We start from the raw sequence: 22,403 nt of genomic DNA, 5'->3' as shown, positions 1-22,403 counted from the left end.
CTGAGCAGGAAGAAGCCATTACAAATCGTCAGCAGCAGGAAAGCTGCTGCCGGAAACATGGTGAGCCTGTGGACGGGATGAGGTATTACCGGCGGGAAAGGCACACGATCAGGCGAAAAGAGATTGGGAACCCTGAGCGCAGGGGTTGAAGATATTCTGGTACAGAACCGTCAGCCGCAGGGAAGCGGCTGCCGAGCGCCCATGGATGGGTTTACAGCGAGTTCTGTACCAGAATATCGGAAGCCCCGACAGCGCCGCGGAGACGGGCCCGCAGACGGAGCAGGAAGAAGCCATTACAAACCGTCAGCAGCAGGGAAGCTGCTGCCGAGCCCACATGGATGTGTTTACGGCGTGTTTGTAATGGCTTCTTCTGAATCCGGCTAAAAGGGCCAGGCTTTCAGCCTTAAAGATTCCAGTACAGGATCATGCAGGTGGTGATGTTTACTTTTCTCAGACTGTGTCTTGCTCTTTCTGCATCACGTTTGGTTTGTAACGGCCCCATGATGACACGGAACCATTCACCGTTAGAGCCGGTAGTGGCCCGGACCTGTGCTTCAAGACCCTGAAAGGCGATTTTGGCTTTCATTTCTTCAGCCTGCGAGCGGGTGCGGAATGAACCACACTGAAGTAAATACAGTTTGTCGGATTTTTGTTGCTCCGCGACTTCCACTTCGACTTCGTAGCCGGGCAAGGATTTAATGTATTCCCATTCTTCCTTAGGCAGCTCAGGCAATTCCTCTTCTTCGACAATTTGCGGTAGTGGTTCCATCGGCGAGTCAGCCGTTTCATCAACATTGTCTTTAATAGAGAACAGGAAATAAATCAGACCCAGAATAGCGATCACCACAACCACCAGGCGTGCCCAAATCTTAGTCCGGTTCGTCTCCGGCGAAGGCGGCTTGCGTTTATTGTTGTTCTTTTTATTTTGTGGCGCACGACCACGAGCTACATAATCACGTTGTGCCATATCCGGCGTAATATCCCGTCAAATATTGTTTGAAAAAAAGCATCACCTGCTGGCTGATTATCACGTGATTAAATCAGCGCTTTTCAGTGAAACCGCACAGCAGTGTATCGTGAATTTTCCGAAAATGCTGCCGCTATATGCGTTAAGATGCGAATACTAACTGAAGTCAGAGGGATCAACATCCAGTGACCAGCGAACACGGCTTGCCGCCGGCATCGCTGATAATACCGGTAAGGCTTTTCTGAGTAACCCGTTGATATCATTACGCCTCGCTGACTGCAGGACCAGCATAAAACGGTAGCGCCCCTGACGCTTCTCAATCAGACAGGGAAGCGGCCCGTTTAATCTCACCGACGGACTTTGCAACATCGCCCCCGCCTGTTCAAGAAAATCCCACGCCTGTTCAGCATTAGTGGCTTCAGCCCGGATCACCGCCTGAGACTGAAAGGGCGGCATCCATGATAACTTTCTTTCTTCCAGCGCCTGGCGGGCAAAATGCCCGTAACCGTTGTGCACTAAATCCTGTAGCAACGGGTGTCCCGGATTATGCGTTTGTAACCACATTTCCCCCGGCTTCGATGCCCTGCCTGCGCGCCCCGCCAGTTGAGTAACCAGTTGCGCCAGTTTTTCACTGGCACGAAAATCAGCGCTGAATAAGGCGCCGTCGCAGTCCAGTACAACTACCAGTGTTACATGGGGAAAATGATGCCCTTTCGACAATATCTGCGTACCAATCAGCAATTGATACTTCTGCGCGTTAATGTCATCCAGAGAACGTTGCAACTTATCTTTGCCCCGCACCGAGTCGCTGTCGATACGGATTTGCTTCACGGCGGGGAACAACTTCGCCAGACCATCTTCAATCTGCTCCGTTCCCACGCCCGCAGTAATCAGTCTATTTTCACCGCAATGTTCGCACTGGCGGGGTACCGGTCTGGCACCACCGCAATGGTGACACTGCAAACGTTGCTGTGTGCGGTGAACCGTGTAGGGCCGTTCGCACCGGCGGCAATCATAAGAATGACCACAATGATGGCAGAGCAATGCCGGTGCGTACCCCCGACGGTTAACAAATACCAGTACCTGATTTCCCATGGACAAATGCTGGCGCATGATGCTCAGCATGCCATCGGCAATGCCAAACTGCATCCGCTGGTCCCGTACATCCAGTACCTGCTGATGGGTGTTCGAAGCACCGCCGGCCCGCCGGGTCAGTTGCAGATGGCCATACCGCTTTGTCAGGGCGTTGTTCAGTGTTTCCAGTGAAGGCGTCGCGGTACCCAGAATAAGAGGAATGTGTTCGGTGCTGGCGCGCATGACTGCGAGATCCCGGGCGTGATATCGCAGTCCGTCCTGCTGTTTAAATGAATCATCATGTTCTTCGTCCACAATGATCATGCCAGGGAATTTCATCGGCGTAAAAATCGCAGACCGGGTACCAATAATGATGCCCAGTTCACCTTCCCGCGCACGCTGCCAGACTGAAAGGCGATCTTTGTCATTCAATTGGGAGTGTAATACGCCGATATCGATACCAAAGCGGTTGGCAAAACGGGTAACCGTCTGCGGAGTAAGACCAATCTCCGGCACCAGAATCAATACCTGTTTACCTGCAGAAAGAATATCTTCAATAGCCTGTAGATAGACTTCGGTTTTCCCGCTTCCGGTGATCCCTTCCAGTAAAAAAGGCGCAAACTTGCCGGCTTGTTGCGACAACGCGCTGATGGCAACCGCCTGCTCTTTATCAGGCAACGGCTTCTTGCCGACATGAAAATAATCGAGCCACATTTTCGGTCGCAGGGGCGGCGGTTTACTTTCACTGTACACAAAGCCTTTCTCTTCCAGTGCGCTGATGATGGAGGAAGGAAAGGTATTTTTGAGATCGCCTTCGCGTACGGGCTCATCCGCCAGTGCCTCAAGACAAGCGTACTGGCGCTTCGCCCGCTTCAGGGACGCCAGATTTTCATCAATGTTATCGCCGGCATGCCACCAGATTTCGTCCACCGGATTTGCCGGTTCGCCCTTGCGCAGCAGGACAGGTAATACAGTGTGAATAACCTCACCTACCGGGTGAAGATAATACTGGGATAACCAGTGACACAGTTTCAGCATCACACTGTCGAGCACCGGCCTGTCATCAATGACATGGTGAACCGGTTTGATTTTTCCGCTGTTCTCTGGCGTTTCCGCCTCTCCCAGAACAACGCCGGTTAATGTGCGGGGGCCGAAAGGCACACTGACCCTGCAGCCTGCTTCCGGCAGTGTGTCACAGGAGTAGGTAAAAGCTTGTCGTAACGGTACAGGAACCGCCACCTCAACAAAACGCATAATCTGCCTATATTTTCCGCACTTTTTTACTTATCGTTCTTGATCAAAACGGCGTCATACATTAATATGCGCCGCTCTTTACGGCAAGGCCAGTTGTGCCTTGTATTGAATATAGTTGCGTATGGTGTTCAGCTTCGGGCTGGATTGCGATACGGCCTTATATAATGAGGTAACCCATGAAAGAAGGTATTCACCCTAAATACGAAGAAATTACTGCATCTTGCTCTTGCGGTAATGTTATCAAAGTACGTTCTACTGCAGGTAAAGAACTGAACCTGGACGTATGTTCAAACTGCCACCCGTTCTACACTGGTAAGCAGCGTAACGTTGATACTGGTGGTCGTGTTGACCGCTTCAAGAAGCGTTTTGGTGCACTGGGCAAAAAATAAGTCCGGCATTGAATTGCGAAAAAAGCGCCTTTACGGCGCTTTTTTTGTGCCTTAAATCCGTTACTTAACATACTTAACCCGTGCTCGTCCCGTTACGCTTTACTCACCCGCCCGCCTCACCGTCCAGCCATATAAAATAAATTATAAATTAAAGTTAACTTATAAATTTCATCAATAGCCGGCATTGATAATTCCGTTTTGTGAAGCCGCCCTCCGGCAACTAAAGTAAGCATAAGATAGCTCCTGATCAGATATGTACTGTGAAAGGCGTTGTGTTACATTTGTCGCAAGCTGCGCTTTATAAAGAAAACAAGAGATTAGCGCAGTAACGACAAGTAGTAGTTGTGCAAAGACCAAACCCTGAGAAGGACACACAAAAGAATGTCAGATTTCAGACAACGCGCCCTGGATTACCACGAATACCCTACTCCGGGCAAAATAAAGGTAGAACTGTCGACTCCGGCTGACAGCGTAGATGATTTAGCACTGGCTTACAGCCCAGGCGTAGCCGAACCGGTACGTGAAATTGCCGAAGATCCGGATGCAGCATACCGCTATACCGCCAAAGGTAATATGGTTGCAGTAATCAGTAATGGTACTGCCATTCTCGGATTAGGTAATTTAGGTCCGCTGGCATCAAAACCAGTGATGGAAGGTAAAGCGTTACTATTTAAGCGTTTTGCCGGACTGGATGCTATCGATATTGAAGTTAAGCACCGGACTACTGAAGAATTCATCAACACGGTTGCCAATATCGCTGATACGTTCGGCGGTATTAACCTTGAAGATATTAAAGCGCCGGAATGTTTCGAAATCGAGCAGGAGCTGATCAAACGCTGCAAGATTCCGGTATTCCATGACGATCAACACGGTACCGCCATTGTAACAGCGGCCGGTATGCTCAACGCGCTGGAAATTCAGGGCAAGAACATCGAAGACGCCAAAATTGTTTGTATGGGAGCCGGTGCTGCCGCCGTTGCCTGTATGGAGCTGCTGATCAAGTGCGGCGCCCAGCGTGAGCGCATTTATATGCTCGATCGTAAAGGGGTGATTCATACCCGCCGTGACGATCTCACGGAACACAAAATGCTGTTCGCCAACAACACGGATAAACGTACCCTTGACGATGTTATGGATGGTGCGGATATTTTTGTCGGTGTTTCCGGCCCTGACGTACTGCCTCCTGAAACCTTAAAACTGATGGCACCAAACCCTGTGGTATTTGCCTGTTCAAATCCTGATCCGGAAATTAAACCGGAACTGGCCCATGAGGTACGCAGTGATTTGATCATGGCCACAGGCCGCTCAGATTATCCCAACCAGGTTAACAATGTACTGTGCTTCCCGTTCATTTTCCGTGGAGCACTGGATGTGCGTGCTTCATCCATTAACGATGAGATGAAAGTTGCCGCAGTAGAGGCGTTGCGTTCTGTTTCAAAAGAGCCGGTGCCGGAAGAAGTATTGAAAGCCAGCAAATCAGCATCGCTGACGTTTGGTAAAGATTACATCATTCCTAAACCTATGGATCCCCGTTTGCTTCACCGTATTGCCAGTGCCGTAGCACAGGCAGCGATTGACTCAGGCGTTGCCGGTGTTGAATCCTTACCGGCAAAATACACGGGTAACAAAGACTGATTGAAGCAGACTGACTTCATTTGTTACGGGCCGGTTATACTACCGGCCCGTTTTCGTTTATCTTCCCGCTTCCCCTAATCTGACGGACAAAGATTTCATGTGGTCAAAAGCACTTATCGGGCTCATCATCGGACGAATAGCTACCACGCTTATCGGCTCAACCATGGCAGTCAGCATCGGCTGGCATTTATACGAAGCCACCGGCGAGGCCTTTGACCTGGCACTGGTTGGCATTTTTCAGATTGTGCCGGTGATCAGTTTATTCCTTGTGGCAGGTTGGGCTGCAGACAACTTTTCCCGCAAAAGCATTTTATTAATTTCTGCCGGATTACAGTTACTGGTGGTGCTGGCCGTCGCTCTGCTGATGAATCAGCCGGAACTGAATAAATGGGCGCTGTTTTGCTCGTTATCGGTATTAGGCGCCGGGCGGGCTTTCTTCGCACCGGCCATTCAGTCTGTGTTGCCGAATATCGTCAGCACCGATCATCTGGGGCGTGCGGTGGCTGCCATAAGCTCTATCTGGAATATCGCCTTAACCGTGGGGCCTTTCCTCGCGGGTGTGTTACTGGCGGCGCTCGACCGTCAGCTCTACTGGGTGCTCATCATTTTCGGCCTGTTTACACTGGGTGGCTTTTCTTTGTTGCCTGCTCTGAACATTCATTCAGAGCGCAAACTGGCGCTCAAAGACATATTCAGCGGTGTGGAATACCTGATGCACAACAACGTTGTCCGCGGAGCGCTGTTTACTGATCTTGTGGTTATACTTTGTGGCAGTGTCATGGCGATATTGCCCGTATTTGTGAAAGACGTCTTACATGAAGGTCCGGAAACACTGGGTTTATTGCGGGCTATGCCGGCTGTGGGTGCGACGCTTATCGGTCTGACAATGGTACGACGTAAACGGGCTATTGAACGCAACGGCCCGCTGCTGTTCTGGTCACTGATCATTTTCAGTTTTTCCATTATCGGTTTTGCCTTTTCACAGAACCTTTATGTGGCTTGCTTCGCTTTGCTGATTTATGGCGGTTCAGACATGATAAGTGTGGTGATCAGAAGCTCAGTAGTACAAATTATGACACCGGACGCTCTACGTGGCCGGGTGAGTGCAGTGAACTCCCTGTTCATCGCGTCTTCCAACGAACTCGGAGATTTCAGAAGTGGTTCGGTGACGGCAGCTGTAGGTCCGGTAGCTTGCGCGGTTGCGGGCGGAGTAATGAGCCTGGGTATTGTGCTCCTGTTCCGTTCAACTTTCAGGCCCCTGTTCGAATTACAAAAAATCGAGCCGCCCTCAGCGAGGCAAGACTAAGCTTGCCCCTGATACAAAAAAGCCAGAGTGATTTGCTCTGGCTTTACTTTATTCTTCTTCGTTGTCGGCGGTGGGGTCGATCCCCATCTCTTCCATCATCTTCCTTGCAACGGCAGGAACACGGTTAGGATTATCTTTGCGCAAATCGTCGTCGTCAGGCAGCGGCTGCCCGGTGAAAGCATGAAGGAATGCTTCGCACAGTAACTCTGAATTCGTCGCGTGACGCAGGTTATTAATTTGTCTGCGGGTTCGCTCGTCTGTGAGCACCTTAAGCACATTAATCGGAATAGAAACAGTGACTTTCTTTACTTGCTCACTCTTTTTTCCATGCTCTGCGTAAGGGTGTATATACTTACCATTCCATTCTGCCATGTGAAATCTCGGACTGCCTGTTATTTTACTTTATAAGCGGAAATTCTAAACAATGTAGCGAAAAGGTCAATTAAGCCGTGTAAACCTCTTGACGTCCAGACATATATTAATTAGTTTAGACGTCTAAACGTCCAAAGAATTGAGTGAGTCAACAAAATGGTTTCCTATGCACAAGGTATCGACGCCTTAAACCAGTCATTGTCCGAATTGCGTGACATTGATGTCTCTTTTGAATTTTTTCCGCCTAACTCGGAAAAAATGGAACAAACGCTATGGAAATCTGTTGAACGCCTGGCGCCTCTTAAGCCTTCTTATATGTCTGTGACCTACGGTGCAAACAGTGGTGAGCGTGACCGTACCCATGATGTTGTTAAACGCATTCAACAACAAACCGGTGTACAGGCAGCCCCTCACCTGACCTGTGTGGACGCAAGCCGTGATGAACTCAAACAAATTGCTCAGGAATACTGGGATTCGGGTATTCGCCGTATTGTTGCTCTGCGGGGCGATTTACCGAAGGGCGTTGATAAAACCGAAATGTATGCCTCTGATCTGGTGGCACTGCTGAAAGACGTAGCAGACTTTGATATTTCCGTTGCTGCCTATCCGGAAAAACATCCGGAAGCACCGAATGCCCAGTTCGACCTGCTTAACCTGAAGCGTAAAGCGGAAGCCGGGGCTTCTGAAGCAATTACTCAGTTCTTCTTTGACACCAGTGTTTACCTGCGTTTCCGTGACCGTGCTGCTGCAGCCGGTATCGATTTGGATATCGTTCCCGGGATCCTGCCGGTTACGAATTATCAGACACTGATTAAGTTTGCCGGTTTCACCAATGTTCACGTACCCGGCTGGCTGCACAAAATGTACGAAGGGCTGGATGACGATGACCAGGCAACACGTAATCTGATTGGCGCAAACATCGCCATGGAGCAAGTAAAAGTGCTGGCGAAAGAAGGGGTGAAACACTTCCACTTCTACACCCTGAACCGCTGCGAACTCAGCTACGCCATCTGCCACATGCTGGGCGTTCGCGCCGGCTAACGAGAGGCGGACGTATTACGGTATCTCCGCTGGATGCGGAGGCTAGGGGAAAAACACGCCGGAACTCCATCCCTGGAGGCTCGACTGCAGCATCCTTGCTGCAGACGGTTTTTCCCCTAGCCTCCTCCTCCTTATCGCTACGATACCTGACTATTCTCGTCAATTCGCCACTGCGCCAGAGATTACAATCTGCTGAGAAATCAACAAAACATTCCCCCCACGAACCTGAATGGTTACACTGTAAAAGCATTAATATGACTATTCAGTCTGAAAGGAGTCTGTTTTGACAGATAATCGCTGGGTAAAGCTGTGGAATGACAAACGTCCCGCACTCAATGCCTTCTTCCATATTTTCCTGCGCCGCTGTAAAGCGGACAACATTACTATCTCGGCCGGACACCTGGCGTACGTGACACTGCTGTCACTGGTGCCGTTCATCATGGTGACATTTACTGTTATGTCTGCCTTTCCGGCTTTTGCATCAGTACGCAGTAAACTGGAACAATTCGTTTTCTCTAATTTTGTCCCAACTGCCGGCGATGTCGTCCAGCAGTACATGACCGATTTTGTTTCCAATGCCTCGGAAATGGGGGCTGTGGGTATTTTGTCGTTACTGGTCGTCGCCCTGCTGCTGATTTCAAATGTGGATAAGACCCTGAACCGCATCTGGCGTACGCAAAGCGACCGGCCGGTGATTTATACTTTTGCCATCTACTGGATGGTGATTACTCTGGGGCCGATGCTCATGGGCTCCAGCGTGGCAATCAGCTCATATCTGGTCGGCGTGGCGGAGTTTGCTGAAGAGTATACACCCGGCGTGGGTACCTTTATGCTCACTCTGATCCCGAGTTTCGCTGCACTGCTGGCCTTCGTCATTCTTTACCTGCTGGTGCCCAACCGCCGTGTGCGCTATTCCCACGCTCTCATCGGTGCGGTCGTCGCGACAATCTGCTTTGAGTTCACGAAAAAAGGATTTGCCCTTTATATCACTAACTTTACTTCATACCAGGTGATATACGGTGCGCTGGCCGTGCTGCCAATACTGTTTCTGTGGGTTTATGTATCGTGGATGGTGGTGCTGATTGGTGCTGAATTTACCTGCAGTCTGGAAGATGCCTTCGGTGACATCCGTGCCAGTGAGGAGCCGCGGAAGGTTCCGCTGGAATAGGCATAAAAAAGCTGGCAGCAATCTGCCAGCTTTTCAGTTTTGAGTCGTTCAGTTTTTCATGGTGCGGATAAACGCATCTGATTCTGCAACCGACGCTTTCATCTCGTTGATTAAACGTGACACGTCCTGCTGAATAGTTTTCAGCTCACCTTCCAGCGCGCCCACTGCACTGGCATTCAGGTTATGCTTCAGATAAAGCACATTATCCTGAAGCGCCGTCAATACCGGTTCCATGCGGCTCTCAGCCTTTCTCATGGCCTTAATCATGGTCTCGTACTGGCGACGGGTCGCACGGAGCTTTTCTGCACTGGAGCGGCGCAGTTTGTCGCTGTCGTATTTCTCCAGTTCATCTTCCCATTCAGAAAACAGAGCTTCCGCAACGCTTTCTACCTTGTCGATACGGGCAGTAACGTCGGCGGCGGCAGCCTGGCTGTCCTGAAATTCGCCGTTAAGTTCATCGTAAACGTCTTCCAGTTCACCGCCATTGAAATTAATCAGCGCGCTGAACTCTTCCAGCGCATCTGCAAACTGTTCCTGCGCCTCTTCCTGAGACTCTTTCGCGTTTTCAACACGGTCGACCAGAATGTCCCGCTTCTCTACGCCAAGCTTCTCCCAGGCGCCGTAATAAGCAGACTGACATCCGGACAGTGCAACGCAAGCTGCGACTGCCAGTAAACCGGTCTTAACATTACCCGTCATAACTGTACCTCAGGCCCCCTGTAGCGGGCGGCATCAATAATGGCCCACAGGTGGAAAATCGCCCCCACCGGCCACAGAAAAAAGAAAATGACTGTTGCGGCAAGCCCGTAACAGGCGAAACAAATCACGAAGAACACGAATGCTCTTAAGATCCGCCCCTGGACCAGATGACCTAATCCGGGAATAAAAAAGTTACAGATTGCTGCAATGACGTTACCGCCTGAACCCTGACCTGCCATATAAACTTCCTCGTATATTACGTAAATATGTGTTTTAGTAGCTAAACTAAACCAAAAAAACCAGACATACAACGCACTGAAATAAAATGAAACGACTTTACCCTGACATTGGATGTTACAGCAGTGGGTATTTTGACACGGGTGACGGTCACTCACTGTATTACGAAGAAAGTGGCAATCCGGATGGATTTCCCGTTCTGTATTTACATGGCGGTCCGGGCGCAGGTTTATCTCCGGGTTACAGGCGCTTTTTCGATGGCAACCGTTTCCGCATCATTGCATTTGAACAGCGTGGATGTGGCCGTTCAAAGCCTTTCGGTTCTCTGGAAAACAACACTACACAACATATTCTGGGCGACATAAAAGGCTTAAGACAACTATTAGGTGTAGAACAGTGGATCCTGTTTGGTGGTTCGTGGGGCTCAACACTAGCTTTACTTGCGGCAATCGATGCGCCGGATACCGTATCCGGACTCATTCTGCGGGGCGTTTTTCTGGCCAGGCAAGAAGACCGGGACTGGTTTATCTCTCATCAGGGGGCAGCGGCGACCCTCTTTCCCGAACACTACGAACTCTTTATAGATGGTATTGAGGGCGAGCTGAATACCGCCTCTGTGTGTGCCCACTACCGCAAGCTGTTTGACTCCTCTGACGATCTTCAGCGACTCAGTGCCCTGAAACGCTGGTACATTTGGGAAGAACGCCTTTCAAGGCTGTCACTGCCCGCCGGAACCGGAGAGCTCACCGGCCATTATCCGGTTGGCCTGATGACCAGCCTGGCTAAACTTGAATGCCATTACCTGGCCAACCACTGTTTTATCCCTGAAGATTTTATTCTGCAGAATACAGCGGCCATCAGCCACATTCCGGGCACTATCGTTCACGGCCGCTACGATGTAATATGCAGCACGAAAGGGGCATACACGTTACATAAAGCGTGGACAAACAGTGAATTGCAGATAGTTCAGGAAGCCGGACACAGCACATCTGAGCCGGGCATAGCACTGGCTCTTTGCAGGGCCACCCGTGATATGTCCCGTTATCTCAGGGAGAAAAAGCGTTGATTGGATTAGTACAACGGGTATCTGAAGCCAGTGTAAAAGTAGACGGTGATGTCACCGGAGCTATCGGGCATGGCATACTGTTACTCCTCGGAGTAGAAAAAGAAGATGGCGAAGAACAAATCGAAAAACTCGCCCGGAAAGTTGCGAATTACCGGATATTCAGTGATGACGACGGTAAGATGAACCTGAATATTCAGCAGGCCGGCGGTGAAGTACTGGTCGTTTCACAATTTACGCTGGTGGCTGATACGCAAAAAGGAAATCGTCCGGGGTTTTCAAAAGGCGCCAGTCCTGCTCATGGCGAAGCCATTTATAACCGCTTCACAGAGCACCTCAGCTCGCTTGGCATTCCGGTCCGGACCGGACGTTTCGGTGCAGATATGAAGGTTTCACTGATTAACGACGGGCCGGTTACATTCCATTTCGCCGTGTAATTTTCTGCAAACGTTTCACATTTCAATTATTTATTCTCTTAATCCCGGCCGGATAGCCTGATATCGGTGAATTGCCTTGTTAAGCAGGGTCACCTTAGGGTTAAATGGGCGACGGATGCATTTTTAAAAAGGCTCATACATTGTTTAGAGTAGCCACACCGAAAACAGAAGTAGAACTAGAAAAATACTTCACGTTTCGATGGACTTATCTGCGCCAGCCATGGAATTTTCCTCCCGGTTCAGAAAAAGATGAGTATGAACAGGTTGCGGAGCACCGCGTCATCGTAAACGGCAAGGGAGACATTGTTGCTGCCGGTCGCGTTCACCTGAATACGGCAGAAGAAGCTCAGATTCGTCACATTGCTGTTAACTCTGATTATCAGCGCAGAGGCCTCGGCCAGATGATTCTGGGGGCGCTGGAAGGTGTCGCACGGGAGATGGGCGCAATACGGGCTGTAACCAACAGCCGCGAAACCTCCATCGATTTTTTCAGCTCCTGCGGCTTCGTTATCGAACGGGAAGCCCCGAATGAACTGGGTATGCTGAAACGCCAGCAAATGGTGAAGAAGCTTACTGATCCCGGGATCGTTATGCTGCACCCGAAATGGTGCAAAGAGCTTCAGGACACCTGGACCGAAACAATCCCGATCACCGAACACATGGGCATCAAGCTGCATCAGTATACCGGCCGTACACTGGAGACACGGGCCTCACTGAATAAAAATATCAATATTCACGGTACTATGTTCGCCGGCAGTATTTTTTCTCTGGCCACTCTCACCGGCTGGGGGATGATTTTCCTGCAACTGAAAGAACGCCAGCTGATGGGCGATATTGTACTGGGTGACGGTGATATTCACTATCATAAGCCGATTACAATGAAACCCCGTGCCACCTGTCATGTGGAGAGCTTAAGCGGCAAATTTGCTCCCTTAGAAAAGCGCAAGAAATGCAGTTTTACATTGCAGGTCGATATTATGGATGACGACAACGCCGTGGCTGAATTCCGTGGTGTTTTCTGGGTACTTCCACCTAAGAAAGAGCAGGACGAAGAAGAGTAATTAATCGTGCGGCGGCAGGTTACGTTATGACAGTCATCATACCCCCACAGCAAGTTATTCCCGCCGCATCGCTTACCGCCGGGCACATGACTTTTGTGCCCGTACCGGCTCATTTAAAGCCCTGGCTGCACTCTGTGTGGCAGTCTGAATATGCCACCCATACTGCGCTGTCCACAGAACGGTGCTATCCGGATGGCGGCCATAGCCTGACATTCTCAGTCGATGATGCTTGTTATGACGCCACCGTGTTATTCGGAACGAAAACCGGCAATTTATCAAAATTCAATCGTCCCTCTGCTGTCAGTTTCCGGTTTCATCCCGGCGCTTTCTCAGAGTGTTTCGGTATAAAAGCAGAGTCGGTACCACAGAATACAGACATTCCGCTGTCTGCACTGTTTCAGGAGCCGCTGCCCCCGCCAGAGGCGTTATGTGGACAGCCATTACCTCAGGTTTACGCTGTACTTACAGACTGGCTTACTTTGCAAATTCACCGGCACAGCAACAACACGCAGCAGCGTCTTAAACTGACAGAAGCGCTGGTAACATCTTCCTACCTGGCCGGTGCCCAAAATATTGAAACGTTGTTTGGCTGTTCCACACGGACATTACAGCGTAAATGCAAACAGGCACTCGGCCTGGCACCTAAAGAAATGCTGATGTTTGGTAAAATTTATCTGGCGAGGAAAAGTCTGATTTACAGTAATGCGCCGCTCAGTGATATCGCCCTGTCCAGCGGCTACTTTGATCAGGCACATTTCACCAATCACTTCCGTGATTTTGTGGGCGAAACACCCGCCAGGTATCGTCAGAGAAAACAAAAAAATAACCCGTAAGCCCGTATTTATTGCTTATCCACACCCGTGTCGTATTATTACAATAATGACGGTTAACCATTGCCTACACTGCTTACCAGTTACTTTACAGGAGAGCAGATATGCAAACTCGTATTACACAGGACACCGTATATGCCTGTGCCCCGCGCATTGTTAAATGCCTGACCGCATTAAGCCGCCCGGCTACAGACAGTGCAGTTACACAGTCTTTAACCGATCTCGTCAGATTACGTGTCTCACAGCTCAACGGCTGTGCTTTTTGCCTGCACATGCATGCTGCAGAGCTCAGGCAACACGGCGAGTCACAGGAACGTCTGGATATGTTGCAGGCATGGCGGGAAGTGCCATACTTCACTGACAAGGAGAAAGCGGCACTCAGATGGGCTGAAACGTTAACCCGTCTGGGAAGCGGTGTAAGCGATGACGATTATCATCACGTGTCGTCATTTTTTGATGAGCAGTCAGTGATTGACCTCACCACGGTTATTTTAGAAATTAACAGCTGGAACCGCTTGTCCATAGGATTCAACTTTATTCCGGCATTAACAGAAAAGAGGTAATCTGTGTTCTCAATTGCCCCGTCAAGTTGTTACTTACTCAATATTCTGGCCGGTTTCACCTTTCTCGGTGGCAGCTCCCTGTTTCTGCCGCAATTTGCAAATTATGCCGTTACCGGTGTTTATCTGTTCATGTTGGGATCGGTTCTATGGATATACACATCCACAGTAGATTTCCTCAAGCATAAAAAAAGCGCCTGACGGCGCTTTTTTCGATTTTGTATGGCGTACTAGTTAATGCTTACGCTGCCATTGCTGCCTGAAGTTTCTTCATGGCATTTTTTTCAATCTGGCGTACACGCTCAGCAGAAACCTGATATTTGTCGGCCAGATCCTGAAGTGTGATCTTATTATCTGCCAACCAGCGGGTTTCAATAATGTCCTGACTACGCTCATCCAGCGTTTTGATAGCAGAATAAAGACGTTTGGAAGCATTGCTATCCCAGTCATTATTGATAACGTCCATCTCAACATCTGCGCTTTTATCTTCAAGGAACTGCACAGGCGCAAAGTTGCCACTCTCGTCGTCATCAGCACTCAGATCAAATGCCTGATCCTGGCTACTCATGCGGGCTTCCATTTGCAGCACTTCTTTCGTGCTTACACCCAGTTCATCAGCAACAGTTTGCACTTCTTCGTGAGTGAACCAGCCCAGACGTTTTTTCGCCTTGCGCAGGTTGAAGAACAATTTACGTTGCGCTTTAGTGGTAGCCACTTTAACGATACGCCAGTTCTTCAGTACGAATTCATGAATTTCAGCTTTGATCCAGTGAACAGCAAAAGACACCAGTCTCACACCTACGCCCGGATCGAATCGCTTAACTGCCTTCATCAGGCCAATGTTACCTTCCTGAATTAAATCAGCCTGCGGCAAACCGTATCCTGAATAGGATTTAGCAATATGTACAACAAAGCGTAAATGCGACATAACCAGCTTTCTTGCCGCTTCCAGATCGCCTTCGTCACGTAAACGTGTCGCCAGACTTCTTTCTTCATCAGCAGAGAGCATGTTGATGCTGCTCACAGCCTGAATGTAGCCTTCGATGCTACCGCTGTGGGGCACCGATAATGCCATTGTTTGCATGTTATTGCTCATATTCACCTCAATTTGCTAAGCACTGTATTGTACCAAAACGGGCAGTGCCTTTCGAGTCCTTGATTGTCGCAGATAATTCCAAGTTAGGAATATAGTGACAAATTACTAAATATCAAGACCTGATTTGCATCAAATTAGTTCCGTACAGACGATGAAACCACCACTTAGCACGACAGAGTAAACGATAGATATCGATAAACGTTCTGTCATGTAATTAGTCTCTCAAATCAGTCCACTCACCGCGTTTAGCACGGAAATTAGACGAAATACCAATTTTTCCTGATCCTTCAAATGTATACGCTAAATCCATGGGGTAGTAATTGACAGCTGTAAATGTTCGCTTGTGTATACGACAGACACACATAATGAGATTCATGCCGGTCAAAACTAACAAAATAATAATAACGGAAACAGATCATACAGGAGGTATGTATGTTCTCTTTTGTCGCCAGACAGCCAATTTTTGACACGGCACTGAATGTTATCGCTTATGAGATCCTCTTTCGCGATGGAAAAAGTAACGGATTTCCAGATATCGATCCAAATGAAGCCACATCGAAAATAATCAGCTCAACTCACCTGGGAATAGGCCTCGATGAAATAACAGGCGGAAAGACAGCTTTCATTAATTTTCATCGCGACACATTAATTCATCGCTTTCCCACATCGCTGGATCCTTCAATGGTGATGATTGAGATCCTGGAAACCGTCGAGGTAGATGAGGCTCTCATTGCTGCATGCCGGCACCTTCGGGAGGTAGGGTTTGAACTGGCACTTGATGATTTTGACGCTGACGAAAAATGGCGGCCACTATTGCCTTACGTTCAGGTTATAAAGTTTGATATCCGTACAATGAAAGAGGAAAGGATCCTTTCTTTGCTACCGGAAATAAGACAGTATGAAATCAAGCTGCTCGCCGAGAAAGTTGAAACTTACGCCGAATTCGAACGTTTCAGAGAGTTGGGCTTTCACTACTTTCAGGGTTACTTTCTGGCACGGCCGGAGCTCGTCCGTCATAAACAAATTATCCCTGCTCAGATGAATATGCTTGCGCTTATCAGCGCATGTAATCAATCCCCGCTGGATTTCGACCGCATCAATAACATTATCAACAAAGATGCATCACTGACATTTCTGTTACTTCGCTTTATAAACAATCCTTTTTACAATAAACGGATAAAGGTAAAAGATTTGCGCCACGCACTGAATTACCTTGGTGAAAATGAAGTGAAAAAGTTCGTATCACTGATCGCACTGGCAAACCTGAACAATGACAGTCCGCGGGAACTGTTACAACTATCCCTCGTCAGAGCAAAGTTCTGCAGTTTGCTGGTTACAGGAATGAACGAACTGAACGATTCTCCCGCCAGTTTTCTCGCCGGCTTGCTGTCATTGCTGGATGCCATGATGCTGCAACCCATGAGCGAATTACTGGAGAAAGTACCGGTAAGTGAAGAAGTGAAGCACGCTTTACAAGGTAATCCGGGTATGCTGAGTGATTGCCTTTTGCTGGCAAAACATATTGAGTCCGCACGCTGGTCCACAATAAAAGCCTTCTCAAAGAAATATGGTATTCGCCAGACCACCCTTCATGGTATGTATAACTCGTCACTAAAATGGGCCGGCGCAATGGAAAATAGTATTAATTAATAATTCCGCCCATTGTATAAGTGAAAAGAATTACGTGAGCATAGATAATCTGCGGCCCATAAGATAAAGTTGATATCATCATGCTCATGCCGTGTTATGAGCAGTCAACTTTTAAAGTTGTCGTTACCATTGTTGAAGGGATTGTCAGGTCGTATGTTCGCATTTATTGCACGCCAGCCTATTTTAGACCGTGAAAAGGATGTTTTCGCGTATGAGCTTTTGTTCCGTGACGGCAAAAGCGGCGCTTACCCCGAATTAGAGCCGGACAAAGCAAAATATATAGCTCAACATTTCCATCCGTTAGGGCTGGACGATATTTCCGGTGAAAAGAAATCGTTTATTCACTTTAATCCGGACACTCTGATTTCCCGCTTTCCTACCTCCTTAAATCCCGAGTCTGTTGTCGTGCAGCTGAATGAACCCATGGCACCGACACCGGGATTACTGGAAGCCTGCACGCATATTAAACATCTCGGATTCAGTCTGGCCATTGATGATCCCATGATGCTGAGCGGCAAGCAGGACATTTTTCCGTTGATTGATGTGGTTAAAGTTGATGTCACCAAAACGAACTACGATCTGATTGAAAAGAATATCCCCCGTTATCTTGATGCCAATATCAAACTGGTGGCGGAACAGGTAAACACCCACGAAGATTTCGACAGTTGCCGCTCTCTCGGGTTTGATTTCTTCCAGGGCTATTTCTTCGCCCTGCCGGAAGCGCGACTCCATCGTCACTTGCCGGCTTCGAAGATGAACCTGGTTGATTTGATGGGAGAAAGTGCCCGCAACGACTTTAACATCAGCCGGATCAACCAGATCATTGAGCGTGACGCTGCTCTCAGTTTCCTGCTACTCAAATTTATTAATAACCCGGCAATCAACAAACGTTACAAAATCACCTCACTAAAACATGCCCTGACTTACATGGGCGAAGTGGAAATTAAGAAGTTCATCGCTTTATTATCGCTGGCCAATTTAAGTGACAATAAACCACTGGAGCTGCTCCATATGTCACTGGTGCGGGCGAAATTCTTCGATTTGGTTTCTCAGCAGCGCGGCATTAACACGAATCCGCCAATCGGCTTCCTGATAGGTCTGTTTTCACTGCTGGATGCACTGCTTGATCAGGATATGCCTGACGTTCTTAAACAACTGCCGCTGACCGACGAAGTGAATGATGCGTTGTTGGGTAAATCCAGCGAATTTAACAGCTATGTGGCGCTGGCAAGAGCGTTCGAGGGTGCCCTGTGGATGAATATTATTAAGCAGTCCAAAGTGCTGGATATCGACCAGAAGCAGCTTCACGTACTTTACAATCAGGCTATTCAGTGGGGAAACGGCGTCCGGTCCACCATCTCGGCATATTTCCCTAAACCGGTCATGCGCTGAGGGGTTATGCAGAGAAAACAGGTTACCGGATACACGGAGAAAGTGACCTGTTCAGCCGTTTAAAACAGGGGAATGATGCGGTTATTGCGGTTCGATTTCTCTGACATGCCGCTGTACTGACATCAATGAACCAAGAAGACCCAACAAAATCGACAAACCCAGCATCGTCAGTAAGGCAGTACCGGACAGACCGGTAATATTGAATTCTTTCTGATAGAGCGTCGCAAATGCCTGAATACTGCTGTCCATCCACCATAAGATAATGATGACGGCGAACCAGGCAATCAAACCACCCAACAATCCGTACCAGAAACCGGTATATAAAAACGGGCGGTGAATAAATGCGTCAGTCGCGCCCACCAGTTTCATCACCAGAATTTCTTCCCGCTTGCTAAGGATGTTCAGCCTGATGGTGTTACCAATGATCAGTACCACAGAAACAAACAACAATACGCCAATGAGCGACACCAGCTCTCTGGCAATATCCAGCAGCGCATACAAGCGCTCAAGCCATTCAATATCCAGCTTACCAATGTCGACTTCACGCTGATCTTTGAGCTTTTCAAGCAATAACCTGGCGGCTGTAGGTGAAGCATGTTTCTCGTCCGGCGTCACCAGCACCACATCAGGTAAAGGATTGGACTCCAGATAGGCGATAGCATCACCCAGTCCGGATAAATGCTGAAACTCCTTCAAAGCATCATCTGCGGGGATAAACGTAACGCTGTCTATCTCCGTCCAGGTGTTCAGCCTGGCAACCAGTTGCTGCGCGCTGGCTGATGGTGTGTCTTCTTTCAAAAACAAGGAGATTTCCGAGGCCTGATCCCAGCCTGCGCTGATTTTTTCAGTATTTTTAACCAGAATGTAGAGTGTGCCCGGTAAGGTTATGCTCAGACCAAGCACCGCAATAGTCATTAACGATGCGGCCGGCTGACGCCACAATTCCCCGAGGCTGCCTAAAGCCTGACGGACATGGCTGATGAAGAACGCGCTGATAACCTGAACGATGCCAATACGGGTATCACTGGCTCCCTGAGAGCGGCCTTTGAATAAAATACTCATGCCCAGTTTCCTCCCTGTTCCTCAGACAATCCGTCGGTGATCATCTGCCCGTTTCTCAACGTGAGTGTGCGGTACTTCATCCGGGCTATAAGCCCGAGATCGTGGGTCGCAACAAACACAGAAACACCGGCCTGGTTGAAGTCTTCAAACAGACGAATGATTTCCATAGATAACTTGGGATCGAGGTTACCGGTGGGTTCGTCAGCCAACAACAGAGGCGGCTTATTAACCACAGCACGGGCGATGCCGACGCGCTGAGCTTCACCGCCTGACAACATCATTGGCAAACTGCGGGCTTTATCCCGCAATCCCACCATTTCCAGCGCAGCTTCAACACGCTTAGAGGTTTCTTTACGGGTATAGCCTTCAATAATAAGTGGCAGCGCCACATTATCGAAAACTGATTTTGAGTCCAGCAAATGCGGGCTCTGGAAGATCATGCCGATATCCCGGCGGATAAACGCTATCTGCCGGCGTTTTATTTCGTTCAGATCGTGACCGTTAATCAGTACCTTGCCCACACTGGGGCGTTCCATAATACTGATTAATTTGAGCAGCGTGCTTTTCCCCGCGCCGGAGTGGCCGGTAAGAAAAGCCATCTCACCCGGTTCAATGTGAAAGCTCACTTTTGACAGTGCGCGCTGACCACCGGGGTAGGTTTTACTTACCTGCTCAAATTTGATCATCTGCTAATCCTGCAACGACGAAAGGATACTGAATTCTCTACGTTAATCGTTTTCGCTCTCACTGAAAAGTGCGTCGATGAATTCATCGCCGTTAAATGTGCGCAGGTCGTCAATTCCCTCACCCACACCAATGTAACGGATTGGAATACCGAACTGGTCGGCGATAGAGAAAATCACGCCGCCTTTAGCAGTACCATCAAGTTTAGTGAGCGTCAAACCTGTCAGACCAACGGCTTCGTTGAACAGCTTCGCCTGACTTACTGCATTCTGGCCCGTTCCTGCATCTAATGTGAGCATGACTTCATGAGGCGCGTCCGGATTGAGTTTCTTCATTACCCGAACCACTTTTTTCAGTTCTTCCATCAGATTATTTTTATTCTGCAGGCGGCCGGCGGTATCCGCGATAAGAATATCTGTACCACGGGATTTTGCGGCTTCCAGTGCGTCATACAATACAGATGCACTGTCTGAGCCTGTTGGCTGGGCGATAACAGGGATCTTGTTACGCTCTCCCCAAACCTGAAGCTGTTCAACGGCGGCAGCACGGAAGGTATCACCCGCAGCCAGCATGACTTTCTTACCCTGTTGCTGGAACTGTTTTGCCAGTTTACCGATGGTGGTGGTTTTACCCACACCGTTAACGCCCACCATCAGAATGACGTATGGTCCGCTACCCGCATCATGCTGTTTCATATCTTCAGCCAGCGGGCGCTCAACAGATTTTAGCATCTCACGCATCTGGCCTTTAAGGATATCCACCAGCGCCTCAGCGTCCTTGAGTTGCGAACGTTTGGCACTGTCTGTGAGTTTGTTGATGATTTTTTGCGTGGTGTCCATGCCCACATCAGCCACCAGCAACTGGGTTTCCAGTTCTTCATACAAATCATCGTCGATGGCTTTGCCGCGAAACAAACTGATAAAGCCACTGCCAAGGTTTGTTTTAGTGCGCGATAAGCTGGCTTTCAGACGGCTGAAAAGAGATTTTTTCTCTTCTTTGGCTTCGGGCTTTGCTTTAACAACCGGTTCCGGCTCAGATCCTACTTCCGGTTCAGGTTCAGGTTGAGGTTCAGGCACGGCGGCGACAACCGGCGTCATCTCTTCCGGCGTCATCTCTTCCGGCGTAATATCTTCGTCAGAAACAACTTCCGGCTGAACTTCGTCTTGTTTTACCTGCTGCACAGGCTTTTCTGACTCAACCCATCCTGGTCCGGACGCTTCATCAGGATCAGTTTTCTGTATCAGCGGCTCCGGTGCAGGCTCATCAAATGCCGGTACTTCGGGTTCAGGCTGCACTGCAGCAGGGCTTTCGGGCTGAGCCTTAACGATATCCTGCGGTTCAACCGGCGTATCCACTTTCGCTTCAACTACAGGCTCTTTAAGTACAGCATCTTCAGGTTTAGTTTCTCCGGCAGGGGCATCCGCTTCAACATTGCTTTGCGCGGACTCAGGCACTTCTGTTTCTGGCGTCTCAACCGCGGTGCTTTCCTGCGGCTTTACTTCACTTTGTTCTTTTTCAGGTTGCTTGTTCTTTCTGAACCAGCCAAAAAGTTTCGACATTGTTTGGTCAAATCCTTAGTAAATCGGCAAAATTCGGCTACACTGGCCGGCTTTCAATAGCCGTTATCATACATTGTCAGCCCCTATGAAGCGAGTATCCAGAAAGCCTCAGACACAAAAGACGAAATCAGGCAACGTCAGGATCATTTCAGGTCAGTATCGCGGCCGGAAACTGCCAGTGGCAGATGTGGACGGGTTACGTCCCACTACAGACAGGAACAAAGAAACCCTGTTCAACTGGCTAATGCATGATTTACCCGACGCTCACTGTCTCGACGCTTTTGCAGGCTCAGGCGGACTCGGCTTTGAAGCACTTTCCCGCTATGCAGGACATTGCACATTCATTGAGAAAGACAGAAATGTGGCCGCACAACTGAAAACCAACCTTTCAGCAATGTCTGCAAATGGTGAAGTGATCAATGGCGATGCTGTTCAGGTATTGTCTTCCGCAGACAAACAGTTCGATATTATTTTCATCGATCCACCCTTCAATCACGGCCTCGTTGAACCGGTTCTGCAAGTCATCCTAAGCCGGAACCTACTGAAACCCGACGGTGTAATTTACGTCGAACAGGAAATAAACGCCCCCTCCCCGCTCATCAGCGAACGCCTGCAGGTAGTTAAAGAAAAGAAACTCGCACAGGTGATGTACTGCTTGCTATCACTGGAAGACTGATTGAGCGGTTAAGCCGGAGGTAGCGTTGATGCGGTTGTCGGGCACTGCTGCACGCAGTGAGCCCGCAGGCGGTGAAGCCCGGCATCCCTGATGATGTCAACCAGAGCGCGTAGTCGAAGGAAGTCATTGTTGCCGGAAACCGTCTGCCGCAGGGATGCGGCAGTCGAGCACTGCTGCACGCAGTGAGCCCA

23 protein-coding genes are annotated in these 22,403 nt (G+C 49.1%); 14 read left to right on the top strand and 9 right to left on the bottom strand.

All coding sequences use genetic code 11. The features are described from left to right. Positions 1-403: 403 nt before the first annotated feature. Together DS731_RS03035 and priA are read right to left on the bottom strand one after the other, a co-directional pair. Positions 404-967 carry an SPOR domain-containing protein gene (locus DS731_RS03035; RefSeq protein ID WP_119499943.1) on the bottom strand — a complete coding sequence of 188 codons (564 nt, stop codon included), beginning with the start codon at positions 965-967 and terminating at the stop codon, positions 404-406. A gap of 156 nt (positions 968-1,123) precedes the next feature. Next, on the bottom strand, positions 1,124-3,295 hold the full coding sequence (priA, locus tag DS731_RS03030; RefSeq protein ID WP_119499942.1) for a primosomal protein N': 2,172 nt from the start codon (positions 3,293-3,295) through the stop codon (positions 1,124-1,126). Positions 3,296-3,471: 176 nt separating this feature from the next. Between priA and rpmE the strand changes: the two genes are divergently transcribed. The 3 genes from rpmE (at position 3,472) to DS731_RS03015 (ending at position 6,625) form a co-directional block, all read left to right on the top strand. Further along, on the top strand, positions 3,472-3,684 hold the full coding sequence (gene rpmE, locus DS731_RS03025; protein WP_119499941.1) for a 50S ribosomal protein L31: 213 nt from the start codon (positions 3,472-3,474) through the stop codon (positions 3,682-3,684). A 381-nt stretch (positions 3,685-4,065) separates the two neighbouring features. After that, the gene (locus DS731_RS03020) at positions 4,066-5,319 is read left to right on the top strand and encodes a malic enzyme-like NAD(P)-binding protein (RefSeq protein ID WP_119499940.1); all 1,254 of its coding nucleotides are present in this window, start codon (positions 4,066-4,068) and stop codon (positions 5,317-5,319) included. Positions 5,320-5,416: 97 nt separating this feature from the next. Beyond that, a complete protein-coding gene (locus DS731_RS03015) occupies positions 5,417-6,625 on the top strand; it encodes an MFS transporter (protein ID WP_119499939.1) in 1,209 nt (402 codons plus the stop codon). 48 nt (positions 6,626-6,673) lie between these two features. On the opposite strand, the gene metJ is transcribed toward DS731_RS03015, so the two are convergent. Beyond that, positions 6,674-6,997 carry a met regulon transcriptional regulator MetJ gene (gene metJ / locus DS731_RS03010; RefSeq protein ID WP_119499938.1) on the bottom strand — a complete coding sequence of 108 codons (324 nt, stop codon included), beginning with the start codon at positions 6,995-6,997 and terminating at the stop codon, positions 6,674-6,676. A gap of 156 nt (positions 6,998-7,153) precedes the next feature. Between metJ and metF the strand changes: the two genes are divergently transcribed. After that, complete coding sequence (gene metF / locus DS731_RS03005; protein WP_119499937.1) at positions 7,154-8,038, top strand: methylenetetrahydrofolate reductase; 885 nt, start codon at positions 7,154-7,156, stop codon at positions 8,036-8,038. A gap of 283 nt (positions 8,039-8,321) precedes the next feature. Continuing rightward, positions 8,322-9,206: a virulence factor BrkB family protein gene (locus DS731_RS03000; RefSeq protein ID WP_119499936.1), complete on the top strand. Its 885-nt coding sequence runs from the start codon at positions 8,322-8,324 to the stop codon at positions 9,204-9,206. A gap of 48 nt (positions 9,207-9,254) precedes the next feature. Here DS731_RS03000 and DS731_RS02995 read toward each other — a convergent pair whose 3' ends face one another. Together DS731_RS02995 and DS731_RS02990 are read right to left on the bottom strand one after the other, a co-directional pair. Continuing rightward, the gene (locus tag DS731_RS02995) at positions 9,255-9,905 is read right to left on the bottom strand and encodes a DUF2959 domain-containing protein (protein WP_119499935.1); all 651 of its coding nucleotides are present in this window, start codon (positions 9,903-9,905) and stop codon (positions 9,255-9,257) included. Beyond that, positions 9,902-10,144 (bottom strand): DUF6677 family protein, encoded by a 243-nt coding sequence (locus DS731_RS02990; protein ID WP_119499934.1) that lies wholly within the window; start codon positions 10,142-10,144, stop codon positions 9,902-9,904. The genes DS731_RS02995 and DS731_RS02990 overlap by 4 nt, the downstream gene beginning before the upstream one ends. A gap of 86 nt (positions 10,145-10,230) precedes the next feature. On the opposite strand from DS731_RS02990, the gene pip reads away from it, so the two are divergent. From pip to DS731_RS02960, 6 genes are all read left to right on the top strand, one after another. Then, the gene (gene pip, locus DS731_RS02985) at positions 10,231-11,208 is read left to right on the top strand and encodes a prolyl aminopeptidase (RefSeq protein ID WP_119499933.1); all 978 of its coding nucleotides are present in this window, start codon (positions 10,231-10,233) and stop codon (positions 11,206-11,208) included. Beyond that, positions 11,205-11,642, top strand: a complete 438-nt coding sequence (dtd, locus tag DS731_RS02980) for a D-aminoacyl-tRNA deacylase (RefSeq protein ID WP_119499932.1) — start codon at positions 11,205-11,207, stop codon at positions 11,640-11,642. Before pip ends, dtd begins: the two co-directional genes overlap by 4 nt. A gap of 140 nt (positions 11,643-11,782) precedes the next feature. Beyond that, positions 11,783-12,703, top strand: a complete 921-nt coding sequence (locus tag DS731_RS02975) for a bifunctional GNAT family N-acetyltransferase/hotdog fold thioesterase (RefSeq protein WP_119503275.1) — start codon at positions 11,783-11,785, stop codon at positions 12,701-12,703. A 26-nt stretch (positions 12,704-12,729) separates the two neighbouring features. Then, positions 12,730-13,536: a helix-turn-helix domain-containing protein gene (locus DS731_RS02970; protein ID WP_119499931.1), complete on the top strand. Its 807-nt coding sequence runs from the start codon at positions 12,730-12,732 to the stop codon at positions 13,534-13,536. 101 nt (positions 13,537-13,637) lie between these two features. Continuing rightward, complete coding sequence (locus DS731_RS02965; RefSeq protein ID WP_119499930.1) at positions 13,638-14,096, top strand: carboxymuconolactone decarboxylase family protein; 459 nt, start codon at positions 13,638-13,640, stop codon at positions 14,094-14,096. A 3-nt stretch (positions 14,097-14,099) separates the two neighbouring features. Continuing rightward, positions 14,100-14,294, top strand: a complete 195-nt coding sequence (locus tag DS731_RS02960) for a YrhK family protein (RefSeq protein ID WP_119499929.1) — start codon at positions 14,100-14,102, stop codon at positions 14,292-14,294. 40 nt (positions 14,295-14,334) lie between these two features. Here the strand turns inward: DS731_RS02960 and rpoH are convergent, their stop codons facing one another. Further along, a complete protein-coding gene (rpoH, locus tag DS731_RS02955; RefSeq protein ID WP_119499928.1) occupies positions 14,335-15,189 on the bottom strand; it encodes an RNA polymerase sigma factor RpoH in 855 nt (284 codons plus the stop codon). A 432-nt stretch (positions 15,190-15,621) separates the two neighbouring features. Here rpoH and DS731_RS02950 point away from each other — a divergent pair, with 432 nt between their 5' ends. Together DS731_RS02950 and DS731_RS02945 are read left to right on the top strand one after the other, a co-directional pair. Continuing rightward, the gene (locus DS731_RS02950; protein ID WP_119499927.1) at positions 15,622-16,839 is read left to right on the top strand and encodes an EAL and HDOD domain-containing protein; all 1,218 of its coding nucleotides are present in this window, start codon (positions 15,622-15,624) and stop codon (positions 16,837-16,839) included. A 153-nt stretch (positions 16,840-16,992) separates the two neighbouring features. Next, on the top strand, positions 16,993-18,231 hold the full coding sequence (locus DS731_RS02945; RefSeq protein ID WP_119499926.1) for an EAL and HDOD domain-containing protein: 1,239 nt from the start codon (positions 16,993-16,995) through the stop codon (positions 18,229-18,231). An 81-nt stretch (positions 18,232-18,312) separates the two neighbouring features. Here the strand turns inward: DS731_RS02945 and ftsX are convergent, their stop codons facing one another. Genes ftsX through ftsY form a run of 3 tightly spaced genes read right to left on the bottom strand, consistent with a single transcriptional unit; the run spans position 18,313 to position 21,536 of the window. Continuing rightward, entirely contained in the window at positions 18,313-19,293 is a 981-nt protein-coding gene (ftsX, locus tag DS731_RS02940; protein ID WP_119499925.1) for a permease-like cell division protein FtsX, read from the bottom strand. Then, entirely contained in the window at positions 19,290-19,979 is a 690-nt protein-coding gene (gene ftsE / locus DS731_RS02935) for a cell division ATP-binding protein FtsE (RefSeq protein ID WP_119499924.1), read from the bottom strand. Before ftsE ends, ftsX begins: the two co-directional genes overlap by 4 nt. 42 nt (positions 19,980-20,021) lie before the next feature. After that, entirely contained in the window at positions 20,022-21,536 is a 1,515-nt protein-coding gene (gene ftsY, locus DS731_RS02930; protein ID WP_119499923.1) for a signal recognition particle-docking protein FtsY, read from the bottom strand. 85 nt (positions 21,537-21,621) lie between these two features. Between ftsY and rsmD the strand changes: the two genes are divergently transcribed. Continuing rightward, positions 21,622-22,212 (top strand): 16S rRNA (guanine(966)-N(2))-methyltransferase RsmD, encoded by a 591-nt coding sequence (rsmD, locus tag DS731_RS02925; RefSeq protein ID WP_119499922.1) that lies wholly within the window; start codon positions 21,622-21,624, stop codon positions 22,210-22,212. Positions 22,213-22,403: the final 191 nt, after the last annotated feature.

This window comes from Alteromonas sp. RKMC-009 (assembly GCF_003584565.2).
In the GTDB taxonomy this organism is placed as follows: domain Bacteria; phylum Pseudomonadota; class Gammaproteobacteria; order Enterobacterales; family Alteromonadaceae; genus Alteromonas.
Note: the sequence above shows the minus strand (reverse complement) of the source record. Positions and strands in the feature narration are given on the sequence as shown.

What these genes read in the sequence shown, in the direction of transcription:
- DS731_RS03035 (WP_119499943.1), bottom strand. Translation starts at nt 967, where the DNA reads ATGGCACAACGTGATTATGTAGCTCGTGGTCGTGCGCCACAAAATAAA.
- priA (WP_119499942.1), bottom strand. Translation starts at nt 3,295, where the DNA reads ATGCGTTTTGTTGAGGTGGCGGTTCCTGTACCGTTACGACAAGCTTTT.
- rpmE (WP_119499941.1), top strand. Translation starts at nt 3,472, where the DNA reads ATGAAAGAAGGTATTCACCCTAAATACGAAGAAATTACTGCATCTTGC.
- DS731_RS03020 (WP_119499940.1), top strand. Translation starts at nt 4,066, where the DNA reads ATGTCAGATTTCAGACAACGCGCCCTGGATTACCACGAATACCCTACT.
- DS731_RS03015 (WP_119499939.1), top strand. Translation starts at nt 5,417, where the DNA reads ATGTGGTCAAAAGCACTTATCGGGCTCATCATCGGACGAATAGCTACC.
- metJ (WP_119499938.1), bottom strand. Translation starts at nt 6,997, where the DNA reads ATGGCAGAATGGAATGGTAAGTATATACACCCTTACGCAGAGCATGGA.
- metF (WP_119499937.1), top strand. Translation starts at nt 7,154, where the DNA reads ATGGTTTCCTATGCACAAGGTATCGACGCCTTAAACCAGTCATTGTCC.
- DS731_RS02995 (WP_119499935.1), bottom strand. Translation starts at nt 9,905, where the DNA reads ATGACGGGTAATGTTAAGACCGGTTTACTGGCAGTCGCAGCTTGCGTT.
- DS731_RS02990 (WP_119499934.1), bottom strand. Translation starts at nt 10,144, where the DNA reads ATGGCAGGTCAGGGTTCAGGCGGTAACGTCATTGCAGCAATCTGTAAC.
- pip (WP_119499933.1), top strand. Translation starts at nt 10,231, where the DNA reads ATGAAACGACTTTACCCTGACATTGGATGTTACAGCAGTGGGTATTTT.
- DS731_RS02970 (WP_119499931.1), top strand. Translation starts at nt 12,730, where the DNA reads ATGACAGTCATCATACCCCCACAGCAAGTTATTCCCGCCGCATCGCTT.
- DS731_RS02965 (WP_119499930.1), top strand. Translation starts at nt 13,638, where the DNA reads ATGCAAACTCGTATTACACAGGACACCGTATATGCCTGTGCCCCGCGC.
- rpoH (WP_119499928.1), bottom strand. Translation starts at nt 15,189, where the DNA reads ATGAGCAATAACATGCAAACAATGGCATTATCGGTGCCCCACAGCGGT.
- DS731_RS02950 (WP_119499927.1), top strand. Translation starts at nt 15,622, where the DNA reads ATGTTCTCTTTTGTCGCCAGACAGCCAATTTTTGACACGGCACTGAAT.
- DS731_RS02945 (WP_119499926.1), top strand. Translation starts at nt 16,993, where the DNA reads ATGTTCGCATTTATTGCACGCCAGCCTATTTTAGACCGTGAAAAGGAT.
- ftsX (WP_119499925.1), bottom strand. Translation starts at nt 19,293, where the DNA reads ATGAGTATTTTATTCAAAGGCCGCTCTCAGGGAGCCAGTGATACCCGT.
- ftsE (WP_119499924.1), bottom strand. Translation starts at nt 19,979, where the DNA reads ATGATCAAATTTGAGCAGGTAAGTAAAACCTACCCCGGTGGTCAGCGC.
- ftsY (WP_119499923.1), bottom strand. Translation starts at nt 21,536, where the DNA reads ATGTCGAAACTTTTTGGCTGGTTCAGAAAGAACAAGCAACCTGAAAAA.
- rsmD (WP_119499922.1), top strand. Translation starts at nt 21,622, where the DNA reads ATGAAGCGAGTATCCAGAAAGCCTCAGACACAAAAGACGAAATCAGGC.